The 15,716-nt window shown below is 72.6% G+C and carries 17 protein-coding genes; 11 read left to right on the top strand and 6 right to left on the bottom strand.

Annotated elements, in window-relative coordinates; translation table 11 throughout:
- A partial coding sequence (locus HMPREF0731_RS25200; RefSeq protein WP_007003770.1) for a glycosyltransferase family protein occupies nt 1-366 on the bottom strand: 366 nt, incomplete at its 3' end.
- A gap of 352 nt (nt 367-718) precedes the next feature.
- Here HMPREF0731_RS25200 and HMPREF0731_RS08940 point away from each other — a divergent pair.
- The 5 genes from HMPREF0731_RS08940 to HMPREF0731_RS08920 all read left to right on the top strand — a co-directional run bounded on the left by HMPREF0731_RS08940 (nt 719) and on the right by HMPREF0731_RS08920 (nt 5,336).
- Complete coding sequence (locus tag HMPREF0731_RS08940; RefSeq protein WP_157136025.1) at nt 719-1,855, top strand: rhamnan synthesis F family protein; 1,137 nt, start codon at nt 719-721, stop codon at nt 1,853-1,855.
- A 101-nt stretch (nt 1,856-1,956) separates the two neighbouring features.
- Nucleotides 1,957-2,628 (top strand): 3-oxoacid CoA-transferase subunit A, encoded by a 672-nt coding sequence (locus tag HMPREF0731_RS08935; protein WP_007003768.1) that lies wholly within the window; start codon nt 1,957-1,959, stop codon nt 2,626-2,628.
- A gap of 13 nt (nt 2,629-2,641) precedes the next feature.
- The gene (locus HMPREF0731_RS08930; RefSeq protein ID WP_007003767.1) at nt 2,642-3,316 is read left to right on the top strand and encodes a 3-oxoacid CoA-transferase subunit B; all 675 of its coding nucleotides are present in this window, start codon (nt 2,642-2,644) and stop codon (nt 3,314-3,316) included.
- 1 nt (nt 3,317) lies between these two features.
- Nucleotides 3,318-4,526, top strand: coding sequence for a 3-oxoadipyl-CoA thiolase (gene pcaF, locus HMPREF0731_RS08925; RefSeq protein WP_007003766.1), 1,209 nt, complete (start codon nt 3,318-3,320; stop codon nt 4,524-4,526).
- A 168-nt stretch (nt 4,527-4,694) separates the two neighbouring features.
- Complete coding sequence (locus tag HMPREF0731_RS08920; RefSeq protein ID WP_051014723.1) at nt 4,695-5,336, top strand: TetR/AcrR family transcriptional regulator; 642 nt, start codon at nt 4,695-4,697, stop codon at nt 5,334-5,336.
- 18 nt (nt 5,337-5,354) lie between these two features.
- Here HMPREF0731_RS08920 and HMPREF0731_RS08915 read toward each other — a convergent pair whose 3' ends face one another.
- Nucleotides 5,355-6,254: a shikimate dehydrogenase gene (locus HMPREF0731_RS08915; protein ID WP_007003764.1), complete on the bottom strand. Its 900-nt coding sequence runs from the start codon at nt 6,252-6,254 to the stop codon at nt 5,355-5,357.
- A 131-nt stretch (nt 6,255-6,385) separates the two neighbouring features.
- Between HMPREF0731_RS08915 and HMPREF0731_RS08910 the strand changes: the two genes are divergently transcribed.
- Together HMPREF0731_RS08910 and HMPREF0731_RS08905 are read left to right on the top strand one after the other, a co-directional pair.
- The gene (locus HMPREF0731_RS08910; RefSeq protein WP_007003763.1) at nt 6,386-7,372 is read left to right on the top strand and encodes a Bug family tripartite tricarboxylate transporter substrate binding protein; all 987 of its coding nucleotides are present in this window, start codon (nt 6,386-6,388) and stop codon (nt 7,370-7,372) included.
- A 153-nt stretch (nt 7,373-7,525) separates the two neighbouring features.
- Entirely contained in the window at nt 7,526-9,406 is a 1,881-nt protein-coding gene (locus tag HMPREF0731_RS08905; protein WP_245538294.1) for a bifunctional sugar phosphate isomerase/epimerase/4-hydroxyphenylpyruvate dioxygenase family protein, read from the top strand.
- Here the strand turns inward: HMPREF0731_RS08905 and map are convergent.
- Nucleotides 9,403-10,191, bottom strand: coding sequence for a type I methionyl aminopeptidase (gene map / locus HMPREF0731_RS08900; RefSeq protein WP_007003761.1), 789 nt, complete (start codon nt 10,189-10,191; stop codon nt 9,403-9,405). The genes HMPREF0731_RS08905 and map overlap by 4 nt on opposite strands.
- 12 nt (nt 10,192-10,203) lie before the next feature.
- On the bottom strand, nt 10,204-10,824 hold the full coding sequence (locus HMPREF0731_RS08895; protein ID WP_051014722.1) for a TetR/AcrR family transcriptional regulator: 621 nt from the start codon (nt 10,822-10,824) through the stop codon (nt 10,204-10,206).
- A gap of 194 nt (nt 10,825-11,018) precedes the next feature.
- On the opposite strand from HMPREF0731_RS08895, the gene HMPREF0731_RS08890 reads away from it, so the two are divergent.
- Genes HMPREF0731_RS08890 through dgt form a run of 3 tightly spaced genes read left to right on the top strand, consistent with a single transcriptional unit; the run spans nt 11,019 to nt 14,585 of the window.
- A complete protein-coding gene (locus tag HMPREF0731_RS08890; RefSeq protein ID WP_245538293.1) occupies nt 11,019-11,690 on the top strand; it encodes a metallophosphoesterase family protein in 672 nt (223 codons plus the stop codon).
- Between the two features lie 47 nt (nt 11,691-11,737).
- Nucleotides 11,738-13,261 (top strand): D-glycero-beta-D-manno-heptose-7-phosphate kinase, encoded by a 1,524-nt coding sequence (gene rfaE1, locus HMPREF0731_RS08885; RefSeq protein ID WP_007003759.1) that lies wholly within the window; start codon nt 11,738-11,740, stop codon nt 13,259-13,261.
- A 7-nt stretch (nt 13,262-13,268) separates the two neighbouring features.
- On the top strand, nt 13,269-14,585 hold the full coding sequence (gene dgt, locus HMPREF0731_RS08880; protein ID WP_007003758.1) for a dGTP triphosphohydrolase: 1,317 nt from the start codon (nt 13,269-13,271) through the stop codon (nt 14,583-14,585).
- A 61-nt stretch (nt 14,586-14,646) separates the two neighbouring features.
- Here the strand turns inward: dgt and HMPREF0731_RS24155 are convergent, their stop codons facing one another.
- Nucleotides 14,647-14,808 (bottom strand): hypothetical protein, encoded by a 162-nt coding sequence (locus HMPREF0731_RS24155; RefSeq protein WP_007003757.1) that lies wholly within the window; start codon nt 14,806-14,808, stop codon nt 14,647-14,649.
- Between the two features lie 13 nt (nt 14,809-14,821).
- Nucleotides 14,822-15,487 (bottom strand): dienelactone hydrolase family protein, encoded by a 666-nt coding sequence (locus HMPREF0731_RS08875; protein ID WP_040612596.1) that lies wholly within the window; start codon nt 15,485-15,487, stop codon nt 14,822-14,824.
- Here HMPREF0731_RS08875 and HMPREF0731_RS23665 point away from each other — a divergent pair.
- Nucleotides 15,486-15,716, top strand: a 231-nt coding sequence (locus tag HMPREF0731_RS23665; protein WP_306302908.1) for a DUF4169 family protein, incomplete at its 3' end; no start/stop codon positions are given. The genes HMPREF0731_RS08875 and HMPREF0731_RS23665 overlap by 2 nt on opposite strands.

The following is a 15,716-nucleotide window of genomic DNA, read 5'->3' as shown; positions in this document are numbered from 1 at the left end:
CGCCACCGCCACGCCGGCCTCGGCCAGCCGCGCGCGCAGCGCCAGCAGCCCGCCGATCATGCCCGGCGGCGGCGAGGAATCCTGGTCCAGCAGCAGCAGCGCCGTGGCGCCGGACGCGCGCGCCGCCTCGGCCATGCGGTTGTAGGCGACGCCGAGCCCGGCATTGCCGCCATCGCCCAGCAGGCTCAACCTGGGACCGGCATGGCGCCCGACACAGCGCCGCGCCGCCTCGGAGAGCGGCGCGTTGAGGAACAGGTAGACATGCGCCGCCTCCGCCAGCACGGCGCGCAGCGTGGCGTCGAGCTGCTCCGGCTCCGGATGGAACAGGACGATGCCCGCATGGGGCGGGGGAAGCGGGGCGGTCATGGCAGGCTTGGCGATCCGGGCGGCGGGCAAGGCCCGGCCAGGCGCCGGGATGCGGGGGCGGCATTCTCCCCCACTTCGCGGCCGATTGCCACGGGCCGGCGGCAGGAACAAGGCCGGGGCGGCAGCAGCGGCCGCCAAAGCGCATTATCTCAATTTTATGTTGCTTTGTCTCCACGCCTGGGCAGCAGACCCGCTTTCGGCTAGCAAGAAAAAAAGCGAAGCCTGTGCATCATCTCCGGCTGTCCCGCGTTGTCCTCCGGCCTCTGCCCAGGCCGGGCCCGTCAGCCCGGGGGTGGAGGCACGGGAGGCGGCTCCCCTGCCGCCGCTCTTTGCCATCCATGCGGGTCAAGGCGTGTTCGACAGTATCAGATTGGTTCGGGACCATTTCACCCACTACTGGAATTCGTGGCGGCAGGAGCGGGCGGCGCGTCGCCTGGATTCCCGGCAGATCGACCGCGAGCGGCTGCATGAGCGGCTGCTGGACGAGCAGACCGGCGGCCAGGGCCTGGAGGGGGCGCCGCGCCGCCTGGCCGTCGTGGCGATCTATCCCAGCGAAGAGAGCCTGACCTTCACCCTGACGCTGCTGCGGCTGCTGGACGAGGCCGGGTTCCGCAGCGTGGTGGTGGCCACCGCGCCGCTCACCCCGGCGCAGCAGGCGGCGGTGCTGCCGCTCTGCGCGCATCTGGCGCAGCGGATGAATGTCGGCCACGACATCGGCTCCTACCAGTGGGGGCTGCGCTGGCTGCAGCAGCGCGGGCTGACCGACACGGCCGAGCATCTGCTGATGGTCAATGACAGCATGTTCTGGCCCCGCGCGCTCGGCGCCGAGCTGGCGGCGATGCTGGACAATCCCGAGCCCTGGCAGTGCCTGTTCGAGAGCTTCGACCACGACCACCACGCGCAGAGCTTCTTCCTGCTGTTCCGCCAGGAGGTGTTCCGCGGCGCGGCGTTCCGCGCCTTCTGGGAGGATTACCGCCCCTATTCGCGCCGCAGCCACGCCATCGCCGCCGGGGAGCTCGGCCTGTCGCGCGCCCTGCGCGCCGCCGGGCTGATGCCGGCTGCCGCCTATGACACGGCGCGGCTGCAGCGCGAATTGACCGCCAGCACCCTGACCGCCGGGGAGGTCGCCGCCCTGGCGCCGTTCAGCCGCGGCTGGCCGCTGAAGCGCCAGGCGGCGCTGGAGGTGGCGCAGGCCGGCCTCTCGCCGGCGGAGCAGCGCGCCCTGCTGGCGGTGATTGCCTGCCAGGCGGCGGAGGCGTGCAACCCGACCCACAGCGTGGGCCTGCTGTGGAACCGGCTGGTGGCGGCGCCGCTGAAGCGCGACCTGTGCGTGCGCGGCAGCCACAGCCTGGGCCAGCTGCTCGGCCAGGTGCGCGGCCTGACGCCGGAGGAGATCCGGCAGATGGAGCGCGACCTGCGGCGGCGCGGCCTGCCCGCCGCCGTGCTGGGCACGCGACGGCTGATGTGGACCTGGTTCGGCCGCTGCTGAGCCGGGCCGCTGCGGGAGCGTCGTGCGCATAGCGCACGGCGTTGCCCGTCCCGCCCACGCCCTCCTACTGTGACCGCCGCAAGGGTCCCTGGGAGAGACGCATGATCAACAAGATCGTCCGAGGCATGGCCGAGGCGATGGCGGGCATCGCCGATGGCGCGACGGTGCTGGTGGGCGGCTTCGGCTCGGTCGGCCAGCCCGACGCGCTGATCGACGGGCTGATCGAGCAGGGCGCCCGCGACCTGACCATCGTCGCCAACAATGCCGGCACCGGCCGCGTCGGGCTGGCGCGGCTGATGGAACTCGGTCGGGTGCGCAAGATCATCTGCTCCTTCCCGCGCAGCGTCGGCTCGGTGGTGTTCGAGGAGTTGTACAAGGCCGGGAAGCTGGAGCTGGAGATCGTGCCGCAGGGCACGCTGGCCGAGCGCATGCGCGCCGCCGGCGCCGGCGTGCCGGCCTTCTACACCCCCACCGGCTACGGCACGCTGCTGACCGAGGGCAAGCCGGTCGCCGAGTTCGGCGGCACGATGTGCGTGCTGGAGCACGCGCTGCCGGGCGATGTGGCGCTGGTGCAGGCCTATAAGGGCGATCGCTGGGGCAACCTCACCTATCGCCGCTCGGGCCGCAACTTCAACCCGGTGATGGCCATGGCGGCGAAGCTGACCATCGCGCAGGTCGACGAGATCGCGCCGCTCGGCACGCTGGACCCGGAGGAGGTCGTCACCCCCGGCATCTTCACCGACCGCGTCATCCACCTGCCGCACCAGGCCTGAGGAGGGCCCGAGCATGAGCGAGACCGCCTTCACCCCGATGGCCCGCAAGCAGATGGCCGCGCGTGTCGCGCAGGACATTCCCGAGGGCTGGTATGTCAATCTCGGCATCGGCATCCCGACGCTGGTGGCCGATTTCGTGCCCGCCGGGCGCGAGGTGGTGTTCCATTCCGAGAATGGCGTGCTGGGCATGGGCCCTGCCCCGGCGCCGGAGGATGCCGATCCCTGGCTGATCAATGCCGGCAAGCAGCAGGTGACGCTGGTGCGCGGCGGCGCCTATGTCCACCACGCCGACAGCTTCGCGATGATCCGCGGCGGGCATCTGGACCTCTGCGTGCTCGGCGCCTTCGAGGTGGCGGAGAATGGCGATGTCGCCAACTGGGCGACCTCGGCCAATGACACCGCGCCGGCGGTGGGCGGCGCGATGGACCTCGCCGCCGGGGCCAAGCGGCTCTGGGTGGTGATGGAGCACACCACCAAGGAGGGCGCGCCGCGCCTGGTGCGCCGCTGCGGCTATCCGCTGACCGCGATGGGCGCGGTGCGGCGGGTCTACACCAACCTCGCCGTGCTGGATGTCACGCCGGAAGGCTTCGCGGTGGTCGAGATGGTGCCCGGCCTGACGCTGGAGGCGCTGCAGGCCCGCACCGACGCGCCGCTGCGCCTGGCCAAGCCCGTTGGAGAGACCGCCTGAGATGCGTGACGCCTATATCTGCGACGCCGCCCGCACGCCGATCGGCCGCTATGCCGGGGCGCTGGCCCCGGTGCGGGCCGACGATCTCGGCGCCATCCCGATCAAGGCGCTGATGGCGCGCCACCCCGACCTGGACTGGGCGGCGCTGGACGATGTGGTGTTCGGCTGCGCCAACCAGGCCGGCGAGGACAACCGCAATGTCGCGCGCATGTCCAGCCTGCTGGCCGGGCTGCCGGACAGCGTGCCGGGCAGCACGGTGAACCGGCTCTGCGGCTCGGGCATGGACGCCACCGGCATCGCCGCGCGCGCCATCAAGTCGGGCGAGGCGGAGCTGATGCTGGCCGGCGGCGTCGAGAGTATGACGCGCGCCCCTTTCGTGCAGGGCAAGAGCGCCGAGGCTTTCGGCCGGGCTGCCGAGATCCACGACACCACCATCGGCTGGCGTTTCGTCAACCCGCTGATGAAGGCGCAGTATGGCGTCGATTCCATGCCGGAGACGGCGGAGAATGTCGCCGCCGATTTCCAGATCTCCCGCGCCGACCAGGATCTTTTTGCGTTCCGCAGCCAGCAGCGGGCCAAGGCGGCGCAGGCGGCCGGGCGTTTCGCGCGCGAGATCGTCCCGGTGGAGATCAAGCGCCGCAAGGGCGAGACGCTGATCGTCGCGCAGGACGAGCATCCGCGCCCCGAGACGACGCTGGAGGCGCTGGCGAAGCTGCCGACCCCGTTCCGGCGCGAGGGCGGCAGCGTGACGGCGGGCAATGCCTCGGGCGTGAATGACGGGGCCTGCGCCATCCTGCTGGCGAGCGCGGACGCCGCCGCCCGCCACGGGCTGGTGCCACGCGCGCGGGTGGTGGCCAGCGCCACCGCGGGCGTGCCGCCGCGGATCATGGGTTTCGGCCCGGCGCCGGCGGTGCGGCGTGTGCTGGACAAGGCGGGTCTGTCGCTGTCGCAGATGGATGTCATCGAGCTGAACGAGGCGTTCGCGGCGCAGGCGCTGGCGGTGACGCGGGATCTCGGCCTGCCGGATGACGCGGAGCATGTGAACCCGAATGGCGGTGCCATTGCGCTGGGCCATCCGCTGGGCATGTCGGGGGCGCGGCTGGTGCAGACGGCGGTGGAGGAGCTGCATCTGCGCCAGGCGCGCTATGCGCTGGTGACGATGTGCATCGGTGTCGGCCAGGGCATTGCCATGATCCTCGAGCGCGCCTGATCTTTTATCGGTTGGCGTCCCGCCTCTGGCCTGAGGCGGGACGCCAAACTGAAAAAGGTTTTTTGGTTCTTTTTTCCAAAAAAGAACGTCTTTGCTTTCCGAAAAAGGATGGCCGTTTCCGCCCCCCGACTCTACGAACCGGATAGTCCAAAGGGAGTGATCCGGCCGATGGGGGAGAGCAAGGCGCCGCGCGCGCGGGATGCCGAGCAGACGCGGCGCAACATCCTGGACGCCGCCATCGCCGAATTCGCCGCCAAGGGCCTGTCGGGCGCGCGGGTGGACGAGATCGCGGCGCGCACCCACACCACCAAGCGGATGATCTACTATTATTTCTCCAGCAAGGAGCAGTTGTTCGCTGCCGCGCTGGAGGAGATGTATGCCGGCATCCGCAGCGCCGAGCGCGCGCTGCAGCTGGACGGCCTGCCGGCCGAGGCGGCGATGCGCCGGCTGGTGGAGACCACCTTCGACTACCATGCCGACCATCCGGAGTTTGTCCGTCTGGTCACGGTGGAGAACATCCACGAGGCGGCGCATATCGCGCAGTCGGCCACGCTGCGCGGCCGCAATGACGCGGTGGTGGGGCTGATGCGCGGGTTGCTGTCGCGCGGCGAGGCGGAGGGGGTGTTCCGCTCCGGCGTCGATCCGCTCGACCTGCACATCCTGATCAACGGGCTGTGCTTCCACCGGGTCGCCAACCGGCACACGCTGGGGGCGATTTTCGGCGTGGACCTCGGCGCGCCGGAGCGGCGGGCGGCGCAGCGCGCCATGGTGGCCGAGGCGGTGCTGCGCTACCTGCGGCGGGAGGGCTGAGCGCCCCCTCGCCCAAGATCAAGTGGCGGCGGCCATCATGCGCTGGAAGTGGCGCAGCATGCGCTCCGCATCCGGCTCCGCCCCGGTGAACAGGCGGAAGGCGCCGACCGCCTGGAACACCGCCATGCCGCCGCCATCGACCACGCGGCAGCCGCGGGCGCGGGCGGCGCGCAGCAGGGCGGTCTCCAGCGGCACATAGACCACCTCGGCCACCCAGAGGCCGGGATGCAGCAGTTCCTCCGGCAGCGGCAGGCCGGGATATTTCGCCATGCCGGTGGGGGTGGCGTGGATCAGCCCATCGGCGCCCCGCATCGCCGCCGCGATGTCGGTGGCCGCCCGCGCCCGCCCGGCGCCGAAATGCGCGTTGAGCTGGGCGGCCAGCGCCTCGGCCCGGTCCGCGTCGCGGTCCAGTAGGGTCAGGCGACCGGTGCCGAGGGTCAGCGCCGCATGGGCCACCGCCGCCCCCGCCCCGCCGGCGCCGAGCTGCACCACCTCGCCCATCGCCGCATCCGGCAGGCCGCGCCGGAAGCCCTCGGCGAAGCCGGAATGGTCGGTGTTGTGGCCGATGCGGCGGCCGCCGCGCAGCACCACCGTGTTGACCGCGCCCAGCGCCCGCGCATCGGCCGAGACCTCGTGCAGCAGCGGCAGCACCGCCTGCTTGCAGGGATGGGTGATGTTCAGCCCGGCGAAGCCCAGCGCCTCGGCCAGCTCCAGCAGGCGCGGCAGGGACTCGACGCCGCCGCCCAGCACGTCCAGGTCGAACAGCCGGTAGAGGTAGCGGAAGCCCTGCGCCGCCCCTTCCGCCTCATGCAGCGCGGGGGAGCGCGAGGCCTGGATGCCGCTGCCGATCAGCCCCACCAGGAAGGCGGGCGGCAGCGCCTCGGCGGCGCTGTCGGGGCGGGAGAAGGGGGCGTTCATGGCGGTCCTCGGCGGTTGGGGCCGGCGGCAATTCCGGCTTGTCGGGCTAATGTACTATCTGGTACGTACAGCACCAAGCAAGACAACGTCCAGCAGGGCCGCAGGCCCTCCAGGCCCCAGGAGGAACACCCATGGAATTCACCCGCCGCCGCCTCACCGCAGGCCTCGGCCTGCTGGCCGCCGCCGGCGCGCTGCGCAGCGCCCCCGCGAGCGCCCAGGCCTTCCCCAGCCGCCCCGTCACCCTGGTCGTCGCCTGGGCCCCCGGCGGCTCGACCGATTTCGTGGCGCGCGTCCTGGCGCAGCAGCTGAGCAAGGAGCTCGGCCAGCAGGTGGTGGTGGAAAACCGCCCCGGCGCCAGCGGCACCATCGGCCATGCCTCGGTGGCCCGCGCCCGGCCCGATGGCTACACCCTGCTGCTCGGCGTCAACTCCACCTTCGCCATGGCGCGGCACCTCTTCCCCAACCGCGGCTATGATGATGAGCGCGGCTTCACCGGCATCGGCAAGGTGGCCACCACGCCGATCTTCCTCTGCGCCAACAACAATCTCGGCGTGCGCGACATCGCGGGCTTCGTGGCGCTGGCCAAGCAGCGCCCGGGCAAGATGAGCTACGCCTCCTCCGGCGCCGGCTCCTCCGCCCATCTGGCGACCGAGCTGTTCCTGCGCGAGACCGGCATCGAGGTGCAGAATGTCAGCTACCGCGGCGGCGCCCCCGCCGTGCAGGCGCTGATCGCCGGCGAGGTCGAGATGGCCTTCGTCGACGCCGTCACCGCCCTGCCGCTGCTGGCGGCGAAGCAGGTGACGCCGCTCGGCGTCAGCAGCCGCACCCGCAACCCGCTGGCGCCCGACGTGCCGACCATCGCCGAGGCCGGCCTGCCCGGCTACGAATGCGCCTCGGAATTCGCCATCCTGGCGCCGGCCGGCACGCCCGCCGATGTGGTCGCCCGCCTCTCCAGCGCCACCGCCGCCACCATGCAGGCACAGGAAGTGCTCGACCGGCTGAAGCAGAATTCGATCTTCCCCGATTACGGCACCGCCGAGGCCTGGCCCGCCTACCTCGCCGAGGAAAGCCGGAAATGGGGGGAGGTGATCCGCTCGCGCGGCATCACCCTCGAGTAAAAAAGAAAAGGGCGGGGGAAAAGTATTCCCCCGCGCCCCCTTCCCTTCTGTCAGGGCCAGCCTCCTCCGTCGGCTGGCGGTCGCTCTGGCCCTGATCGTCCCCGTCACCACCAGACAGCGGCAGCCCGAAAAAAGATGCGGACGATAGCGACGGTGTGTTTGAGCGGGGATCTGCCGGACAAGCTGGAGGCCGCGGCCTCGGTCGGCTTCGACGGGGTCGAGATCTTCGAGAACGACCTGCTCACCTTCAACGGCTCGCCCGCCGAGCTGCGCCGCATGGCCGCCGATCTCGGCCTGGCCATCCCGCTCTTCCAGCCCTTCCGCGACTTCGAGGCGATGCCCGAGCCGGCGCGCCGCCGCAACCTCGACCGCGCCGAACGGAAGTTCGACGTCATGCAGGCGCTCGGCACCGATCTCGTGCTGGTCTGCAGCAACACCCAGCCCGCCTGCATCGACGACCCCGCCCGCGCCGCCGCCGACCTGCGCGAGATGGCGGAGCGCGCATCGCGCCGCGGCCTGCGCGTCGGCTTCGAGGCGCTGGCCTGGGGGCGCAACACGAAGCTCTGGCGCCAGGCCTGGGACATCGTGCAGCGCGCCGACCACCCGGCGCTGGGGCTGATCGTCGATTCCTTCCACACCCTGTCGCTGAAGGACGATCCCGCCGGCATCGCCGATCTGCCGGGCGAGAAGATCTTCTTCGTGCAGCTGGCGGACGCGCCGCTTTACGACATGGATGTGCTGCAATGGAGCCGGCACTACCGCAACTTCCCCTTCCAGGGGCAGCTGCCGGTGGCGGGCTTCCTGCGCGCCGTGCTGGCCTCGGGCTACACCGGGCCGCTCTCGCTGGAGATCTTCAACGACGAGTTCCGCGCCGCCCCGGTGCGGCAGACGGCGCGCGACGGGCTGCGCGCGCTGATCCTGGTGGAGGATGCGGCGCGGCAGGACAGCGCGCCGCCGCCGGAGGCGCCGCGCAACCTGCTGCCGGCCGCCGCCCTGCCGCCGGTGCCGCGCTGCCACGGCGTGGAGTTCCTGGAATTCGCGGTGGACGAGCCGACGCGGCAGGACTTTGCCGGCTTCCTGGGTAGGCTGGGCTTCCGGCTGGCCGGGCGCCACCGCTCCAAGGCGGTGGAGCTGTACCGCCAGGGCGGCGTCAGCCTGGTGCTGAATGCCGAGCCGGACAGCGCCGCCTCCGGCCATTTCGAGATGCACGGCCCCTCGGTCTGCGCCATGGCGCTGGCGGTGGAGGATGCCGGGGCGGCGCTGGCCCGCGCCAACGCCCTGCTCTGCTCCAGCTGGCAGGAGCCGCGCGGCGAGGGCGAGCGCCCGCTGCCGCAGCTGCGCGCCCCCGATGGCGCGCTGCTCTGCCTGGTCGAGCGCCGGCCGGGCGAGCCCCCCTCCTGGGAGGAGGATTTCCACCGGGTCGAGGGGGTGGAGAGCGACTCCGGCCTGCTCGCCATCGACCATGTGGCGCAGGCCCTGGCGCCGGGGCAGATGGACAGCTTCGTGCTGTTCTACCGCGCGCTCTTCGGCATGCAGCCCGAGGGGCTGTGGGAGCTGCCGGACCCGCGCGGCCTGGTGCGCAGCCGCGCCATGGTGACGCCCGACCGCGCCCTGCGCCTGGCGCTGAACGTGTCCGAGGCGCGGGAGACGGCGACCGGCCGCTTCGTCTCGGCCGTCGCCGGGGCCGGCGTGCACCACATCGCGCTGCTGACGCGCGACGCGGCGGCGACGGCGCAGGCCCTGCGCGCCCGCGGCGCCCCGCTGCTGCCGATCCCCGACAATTACTACGACGATCTGGAAGCGCGCTTCGGCCTCGAGCCGGCGCAGCTGGAAAAACTGCGCGAACTGCACCTGCTGCACGACCAGGATGCCGAGGGCGGCAGCTTCACCCATGCCTACACGGTGAGCTTCGCCGACCGCTTCTTCTTCGAGATCGTCGAGCGCCAGGGCGGCTACCGCCAGTTCGGCGCGCCCAATGCCGGGGTGCGCATGGCGGCGCAGGCGCGCCACGCCGCCGGGCTGCGGCGCGGCTAGGCGGGATAGGGCGGCTGGCTGTGCCCGGCCGGGGAGAGGGTGAAGATCTCGCACCCCGTCTCGGTCACGCCGATGCTGTGCTCGAACTGGGCGGAGAGGCTGCGGTCGCGCGTCACCGCCGTCCAGCCATCCTCCAGCACCTTCACCCCGGGCTTGCCGGCGTTCAGCATCGGCTCGATGGTCAGGAACATGCCGGGGCGCAGCACCACCCCCCGCCCCGGCCGGCCATAGTTCAGCACATCGGGCGCCGCGTGGTAGGCGCGGCCGAGGCCATGGCCGCAGAACTCCCGCACCACGCTGAAGCGCTCGCCCTCGGCGAAGCTCTGCATGGCGTGGCCGACATCGCCGAGCGTCGCGCCGGGGCGCACCGCCGCGATGCCGCGCATCATCGCCTCATGCGTCGCCGCCACCAGCCGCGCCGCCAGCGTGCCGATGCGGCCCACCGCGTACATGCGGCTGCTGTCGCCATGCCAGCCATCGACGATCACGGCCAGGTCGATATTGACGATATCGCCCTCGGCCAGACGCCGCTCGCCGGGGATGCCGTGGCAGACCACATGGTTGACCGAGATGCAGGTCGCATGGCCGTAGCCGCGATAGCCGAGCGAGGCCGGCACGCCGCCCTGGTCGCGGATGAAATCATGGCACAGCCGGTCCAGCGCCGCGCTGGTGACGCCCGGCCGCACCTCGGCCGCGATCATGTCGAGCGTCGCGGCGGCCAGCCTGCCGGCGTCGCGCATGCCGGCGAAGCCCTCCGGCCCGTGCAGCGGGATCTCGCGGGTCATCGGGGCGTCTCCTCAGGCGATGCGCAGCGTGGTGGCGGGGGCCTCGGCGGCCAGCGGCGCCATGCCGGCATGCAGCTCCTGGATCATGGCGCCGAGATGCGGCGGCAGCGCCCCGCCCTCCAGCAGGGCGGGGCGCAGCAGGGCGACCGGCCCGTCGAACACCAGGAAGCGGGCGCGGGCCAGGTCCTCCGCCGCCAGCGCCGTGCCGCCGCGGCGCAGCGCCAGCCCCTGGCGGAAGGCGCCGTCCAGTTCGGCCTCCAGCCGCTCCAGCGCCGCGCGCAGCGGGGGCGGGGGCGGCGTATCCTCGAACAAGGCCACCGGCTCGTGCAGCAGCAGGAAACGGGCGCGGCGCGTGTCCTCGGCCGCCCAGGGCAGGATGGCCAGCGCCGCCTCGCGCAGCCGCCCCTGCCGCAGCAGCGGCGCCAGCAGGGCCACGAAGCCGCCATAGGCCCGGTTCCACGCCGTGCCGAGGATGGCCGAGCGCGACTCGAAGCGGTGATAGATCGAGCCGGTGGGCGCGCCGACCTTGCGGGCGATGGCCTGCAGCGAGGCGGCGGCGGGGCCGTGCTCGGCCACCAGCGTCATGGCGGCCTCGACGAAGCAGTCGGCGGAGTAGCGGGCGGTGCGGACCATGCAATTGGAATATGCGTTCTAGAACATCCCGTCCAGTTCCGTGCCGCGCGGGGCGGAAAACCGCCAACCCAAGGCGCCGTGCGGCGTTGTCTCCGTGGGGAACGGCGCGCAGGATCGGGTGCGGGCCTGTCCCGCTGCCCGGGGGCGTGTGTGCGGTGATGGCGACAGAGGCGGAGAGGCCGGCACCGGGCCGGTTGCCGCAGGGCCTCAGGGTCTATGCGATCGGCGACGTGCATGGCTGCGCCGCGCGGCTGGCGGTGCTGCATGTCCGCATCGCCGAGGACTGGCGCGCCCACCCCGCCGAACGCTGCGCCATCATCCACCTCGGAGACTATGTCGATCGCGGCCCGGACAGCGCCGCGGTGATCGAGGCGCTGCTGGGCGCAGGCCCGGTGGCGGGGGCCGAGCGCGTGTTGCTGCGCGGCAATCACGAGGCGATGATGCTGGATGGCCTGGCCGGCGGCCCCGGCTCGCTGGCCGAGGATCTCTGGCTGTGGAATGGCGGCGACGCGACGCTCGCCTCCTATGGCGCGCGCGATGCCGGCTTCGCGCCGCCGCCGGCGCATCTGGCGCTGCTGCGCGCCACCGCCCTGCGCTGGCAGGCGGGTGATTATCTTTTCGTCCATGCCGGCATCGACCCGCGCCGCGGCCTGGAGGCGCAGCGCAGCCAGGACCTGCTGTGGATCCGCGAGCCCTTCCTCTCCTGGCCGCGCGCCTTTCCGATGGTCGTGGTGCATGGCCACACCCCCTGCCGGGCGCCGGAGCTGCGGCCGAATCGCATCGGCATCGACACCGGGGCGGTGGGCGGCGGGGCGCTGACCTGCCTGGTGCTGCAGGGCGCGGCCCTGCGTTTCCTCTCGGCGTGAGGGGGCGCCTTGCGCGCGCCCGCGCCGCTGCGCTAGGCAGCGGGACGATGCAAGGCCACGAGCCCCCTCCCGCCACCCCTGCCGGCAGCGCCGCCGCGCCCGAGGGGGCACCGCCGGTTCCCGACCAGGCCGACCTCACCGAGGCGGTGCGCCAGCTCAAGCGCGCCTCCGTCCTGGTGGTGGGCGACGCCATGCTCGACCGCTACGTCTATGGCGCGGTGCGCCGCATCAGCCCCGAGGCGCCGGTGCCGGTGCTGGCGGTGGAGCGCGAGGTCGCCATGCCAGGCGGCGCCGGCAATGTGGTGCGCAACCTCACCGCGCTCGGCGCCGCCGTCGCTTTTCTGTCCGTTGTGGGCGATGACCAGGCCGGCTCCGACCTGACCGGGCTGGTCGGCGGCCAGCCGGGGGTCGAGCCCTGGCTGCTGGTGCAGGGCGGCCGCGCCACCACCACCAAGACCCGCTACATCGCCAGCGGCCAGCAGATGCTGCGCGCCGACCACGAGATCATCCGCCCGGTGCATCAGCGCCTGGCCGACCGGCTGGTGCGCATCGCCACCGACACGGTGGCCGCGACCTCGGTGATGGTGCTGTCCGACTACAGCAAGGGCGTGCTGGCGGGCGACGTGCCGGCGCGGCTGATCGCCGCCGCCAAGGCGGCCGGCCGCCGCGTCGTGGTCGACCCCAAGGGCGAGGATTTCTCCCGCTACGCCGGCGCCGACATCATCACGCCGAACCGGGCGGAGCTGGCCCTGGCCAGCGGCCTGCCGATCGACTCGGAGGAGGAGATCGTCGCCGCCGCCCGGGCGCTGCGCGACCGGCACGGCTTCGGCGCCGTGCTGGTCACCCGCTCCGAGGACGGCATGACCCTGCTGGAGGGCGACGCGGTGCACCATTTCCCGGCCGAGGCGCCGGAGGTGCATGACGTCTCCGGCGCCGGCGACACGGCGGTGGCCGTGCTGGCCGCCGGCATGGCGGCGGGGCTGTCGCTGCCGCTGGCCGCGCGCATCGCCAACATCGCGGGCGGGCTGGTGGTCGGCAAGGTCGGCACCGCGGTGGCCCGCGAATCCGATCTTCTCGAAGCCCTCACCCCCGAGCGCGGGGCACTGCGAAAGGTGCTGCGCCGGGCGGCGGCGGCGGAGCAGGTGGAGCGCTGGCGCCAGCGCGGCTGGCGCGTCGGCTTCACCAATGGCTGCTTCGACCTGCTGCACCCCGGCCATGTCCACCTGCTGGAGCAGGCGCGCAGCTGGTGCGACCGGCTGGTGGTCGGGCTGAACGCCGATAGCAGCGTCAAGCGGCTGAAGGGCCCGACGCGGCCGATCCAGCCCGAGGCGGCGCGCGCCGCCGTGCTGGCCTCGCTGGCCACCGTGGACTTGGTGACCCTCTTCGAGGAGGACACGCCGGTCGAGCTGATCCACCTGCTGCGCCCCGACGTGCTGGTGAAGGGCGCCGACTACACGGTGGACCAGGTGGTGGGCGGCGAGCTGGTGCAGGAATGGGGCGGCGTGGTGAAGCTGGCCGAGCTGCTGCCGGGCAATTCCACCACCGCCACCGTCGCCCGGATGCGGGGCTGAGCGCCGCGTGCGCTGGGAGAGGCTGTTCGAGAGCCGCCGCTTCCTGGACGAGGCCGCCAAGCCGGCGCTGAACCGCAACGCCTACCAGATCGACCAGGACCGCATCGTCTTCAGCCGCCCCTTCCGCCGGCTGCAGCAGAAGACGCAGGTCCACCCCCTGCCCTTCAACGCGCATGTGCGCAACCGCCTGCTGCACACGCTGGAGGTGGCGTCCGTCGGCCGCTCGCTCGGCTTCACCGTGGGCACCGAGCTGGCCGCCGCGCTGCGCGCGGCCGGGCACACGCCGGACGATCTCGGCTATCTGGTGCAGGCGGTGTGCCTGGCGCACGACATCGGCAACCCGCCCTTCGGCCATGCCGGGGAGGCGGTGATCGCCGCCTACATGGCGCGCTGGCTGGACGGGCCGGGCGCCGCCTCCGGCCTGGAACTCGACGACGACCTGCGCTTCTTCGACGGCAACGCGCAGGGCTTCCGCATCCTGACCCGGGCCGATGGCTATCGCGAGCGCGGCGGGCTGAAGCTGACGCTGGCGAGCCTCGGTGCCTTCCTGAAATATCCCTGGGGCGGGCATGACCCGCGCGCCGCGCGCGAGGGCCGGCCGGGCGTGAAGTTCAACCATTTCGCCACCGAGGCGGCGGCCTTCCAGGCGGTGACCGAGGGTTGCGGCCTGTCGGGCGCGCATCCCCGCCACCCCGCCGTCTGGCTGATGGAGGCGGCGGACGACATCACCTATGGGCTGGCCGATCTCGAGGACGCGGTCGAGCTGGATATGGTGCCCTATGCCGATTACGAGGCGCTGGTGGCCCCCCTCGGCGAGGTCAGCGCGCGGCGGCTGGCGGATGAGGACAGCCGCATCCAGAAGATCGCCCTGCTGCGCAGCAAGGCGATCGGCCGCATGATCGGCGCCGTGGCGCGCGCCTATTGCGACCATGCGGAGACCATCATGGCGGGCGGGCTGCCGGCCGGCCGCTCGCTGATCAAGCTCTGCGCGCCGGCGCTGCGCGAGCCGTTCCGCGCCATCGAGACGAAGAACCGCGACACGCTGTATTTCCACCCGCGCAAGGCGGAGTTCGAGATCGGCGCCGGCGATGTGCTGGAGAAGACGCTCTCGGTCTTCCTGGAGGCGGCGCTCGCCTATGTGCGCGCCGGCGGCGAGGTGGAGAAGGTCGCGCCCCCGTCGCGCCAGGCGCTGTCGCTGATGCAGGACTACCACCCGCGCCCGGGTTTTTCGCCGTCCGAGACGATCCGCTGCGCGGTGGATTTCGTCGCCGGCATGACCGACAACTACGCCGCCCATCTGGCAGCTAGGCTGCGCGGCCTCTGACCGAAGGCGGGTGCAGGGGACCCCGTCCCCTGCTGGGGGAGCTTGAGGGGGCAAAGCCCCCTCAATCATCCTTCGGCGGCCGGCGGAACGCCATCGCCACCGCCGCCACGGCCAGCAGGCCCAGCATCACCCAGGGCATGCTGGCGAAGCCCTGGCGGTCATTCAGGGCCAGCGCCGTCAGCGCCGCCAGCAGCACCCCCACCAGCGTCAGGTAGCCGAGCACCGCGCCGCCCCGCTCAGCCGCCGAGGTGCCGCGCCAGGAAGCCCAGCGCCCGCTGCTCGGCCAGCACCGCGTCGGCCGGGCTGTAGGCGCCGCGCTCCTCGCAGGCGAAGCCGTGCCCGGCGCCGGGATAGGTGAAGACCTCGATCCCCGGCTGGGCGTCGCGGATCGCCGCGACATCGGCCATCGGGATGCCGGTGTCGGCCTCGCCGAAATGCAGCTGCACCGGGCAGCGCGGCGCCTCCTCCCGCGCCGCGGCGATGCCGCCGCCGTAATAGCCGACCGACGCCGCGAAGGCCTCGCTGCGGGTCGCGCCGTGCCAGGCGACGGTGCCGCCCCAGCAATAGCCGATCAGCCCGATGCGGGCGCCGGAGGGCAGGGCCGCGGCGGCGGCCTCGACATCGAGCAGCGTGGCGGCGGGGTCGATGGCGCTGCGCAGCGCCAGGCCCTGCTTCACATCTTCCGGCGTGTAGCCAAGCTCCACCCCCTTCTCCGCCCGGTCGAACAGGGCGGGGGCCAGCACGGCGTAGCCCTGCTGGGCGAATCGGTCGCAGACGCGGCGCATATGCCGGTTCACGCCGAAGATCTCCTGCACCACCACCAGGGCCACCGGGGCCTGTTCCGGCCCGGCGCGCCAGGCGGAAAGCCTGTGGCCATCGGCGGCGACCAGTTCGACCTGCATGCCTCTCTCCTGCCCTGCGGCGCGGCGGGCCATTCCCGTCCCTGCCCTGCCGCCCTATCCTCGGGGCATGGCCGAGATCGTCAACCTCAACCGGCACCGCAAGCAGGCGGCGCGCGCCGCCGAAGCCCGCCAGGCCGCCGCCAACCGCGAGAAATTCGGCCGCACCCGCGCCGAGCGCGCCCGCGACGCCGAGGCCGAGGCGCGCCGCAACGCGCTGCTGGATGGCGCG

Source organism: Pseudoroseomonas cervicalis ATCC 49957 (genome assembly GCF_000164635.1).
Classification (GTDB): domain Bacteria; phylum Pseudomonadota; class Alphaproteobacteria; order Acetobacterales; family Acetobacteraceae; genus Pseudoroseomonas; species Pseudoroseomonas cervicalis.
Note: the sequence above shows the minus strand (reverse complement) of the source record. Positions and strands in the feature narration are given on the sequence as shown.

Excerpts from the sequence above, each read along its gene's own strand:
- HMPREF0731_RS08935 (WP_007003768.1), top strand. The coding sequence starts at position 1,957 with ATGATCAACAAGATCGTCCGAGGCATGGCCGAGGCGATGGCGGGCATC.
- HMPREF0731_RS08930 (WP_007003767.1), top strand. The coding sequence starts at position 2,642 with ATGAGCGAGACCGCCTTCACCCCGATGGCCCGCAAGCAGATGGCCGCG.
- pcaF (WP_007003766.1), top strand. The coding sequence starts at position 3,318 with ATGCGTGACGCCTATATCTGCGACGCCGCCCGCACGCCGATCGGCCGC.
- HMPREF0731_RS08920 (WP_051014723.1), top strand. The coding sequence starts at position 4,695 with ATGGGGGAGAGCAAGGCGCCGCGCGCGCGGGATGCCGAGCAGACGCGG.
- HMPREF0731_RS08915 (WP_007003764.1), bottom strand. The coding sequence starts at position 6,254 with ATGAACGCCCCCTTCTCCCGCCCCGACAGCGCCGCCGAGGCGCTGCCG.
- HMPREF0731_RS08910 (WP_007003763.1), top strand. The coding sequence starts at position 6,386 with ATGGAATTCACCCGCCGCCGCCTCACCGCAGGCCTCGGCCTGCTGGCC.
- map (WP_007003761.1), bottom strand. The coding sequence starts at position 10,191 with ATGACCCGCGAGATCCCGCTGCACGGGCCGGAGGGCTTCGCCGGCATG.
- HMPREF0731_RS08895 (WP_051014722.1), bottom strand. The coding sequence starts at position 10,824 with ATGGTCCGCACCGCCCGCTACTCCGCCGACTGCTTCGTCGAGGCCGCC.
- rfaE1 (WP_007003759.1), top strand. The coding sequence starts at position 11,738 with ATGCAAGGCCACGAGCCCCCTCCCGCCACCCCTGCCGGCAGCGCCGCC.
- HMPREF0731_RS08875 (WP_040612596.1), bottom strand. The coding sequence starts at position 15,487 with ATGCAGGTCGAACTGGTCGCCGCCGATGGCCACAGGCTTTCCGCCTGG.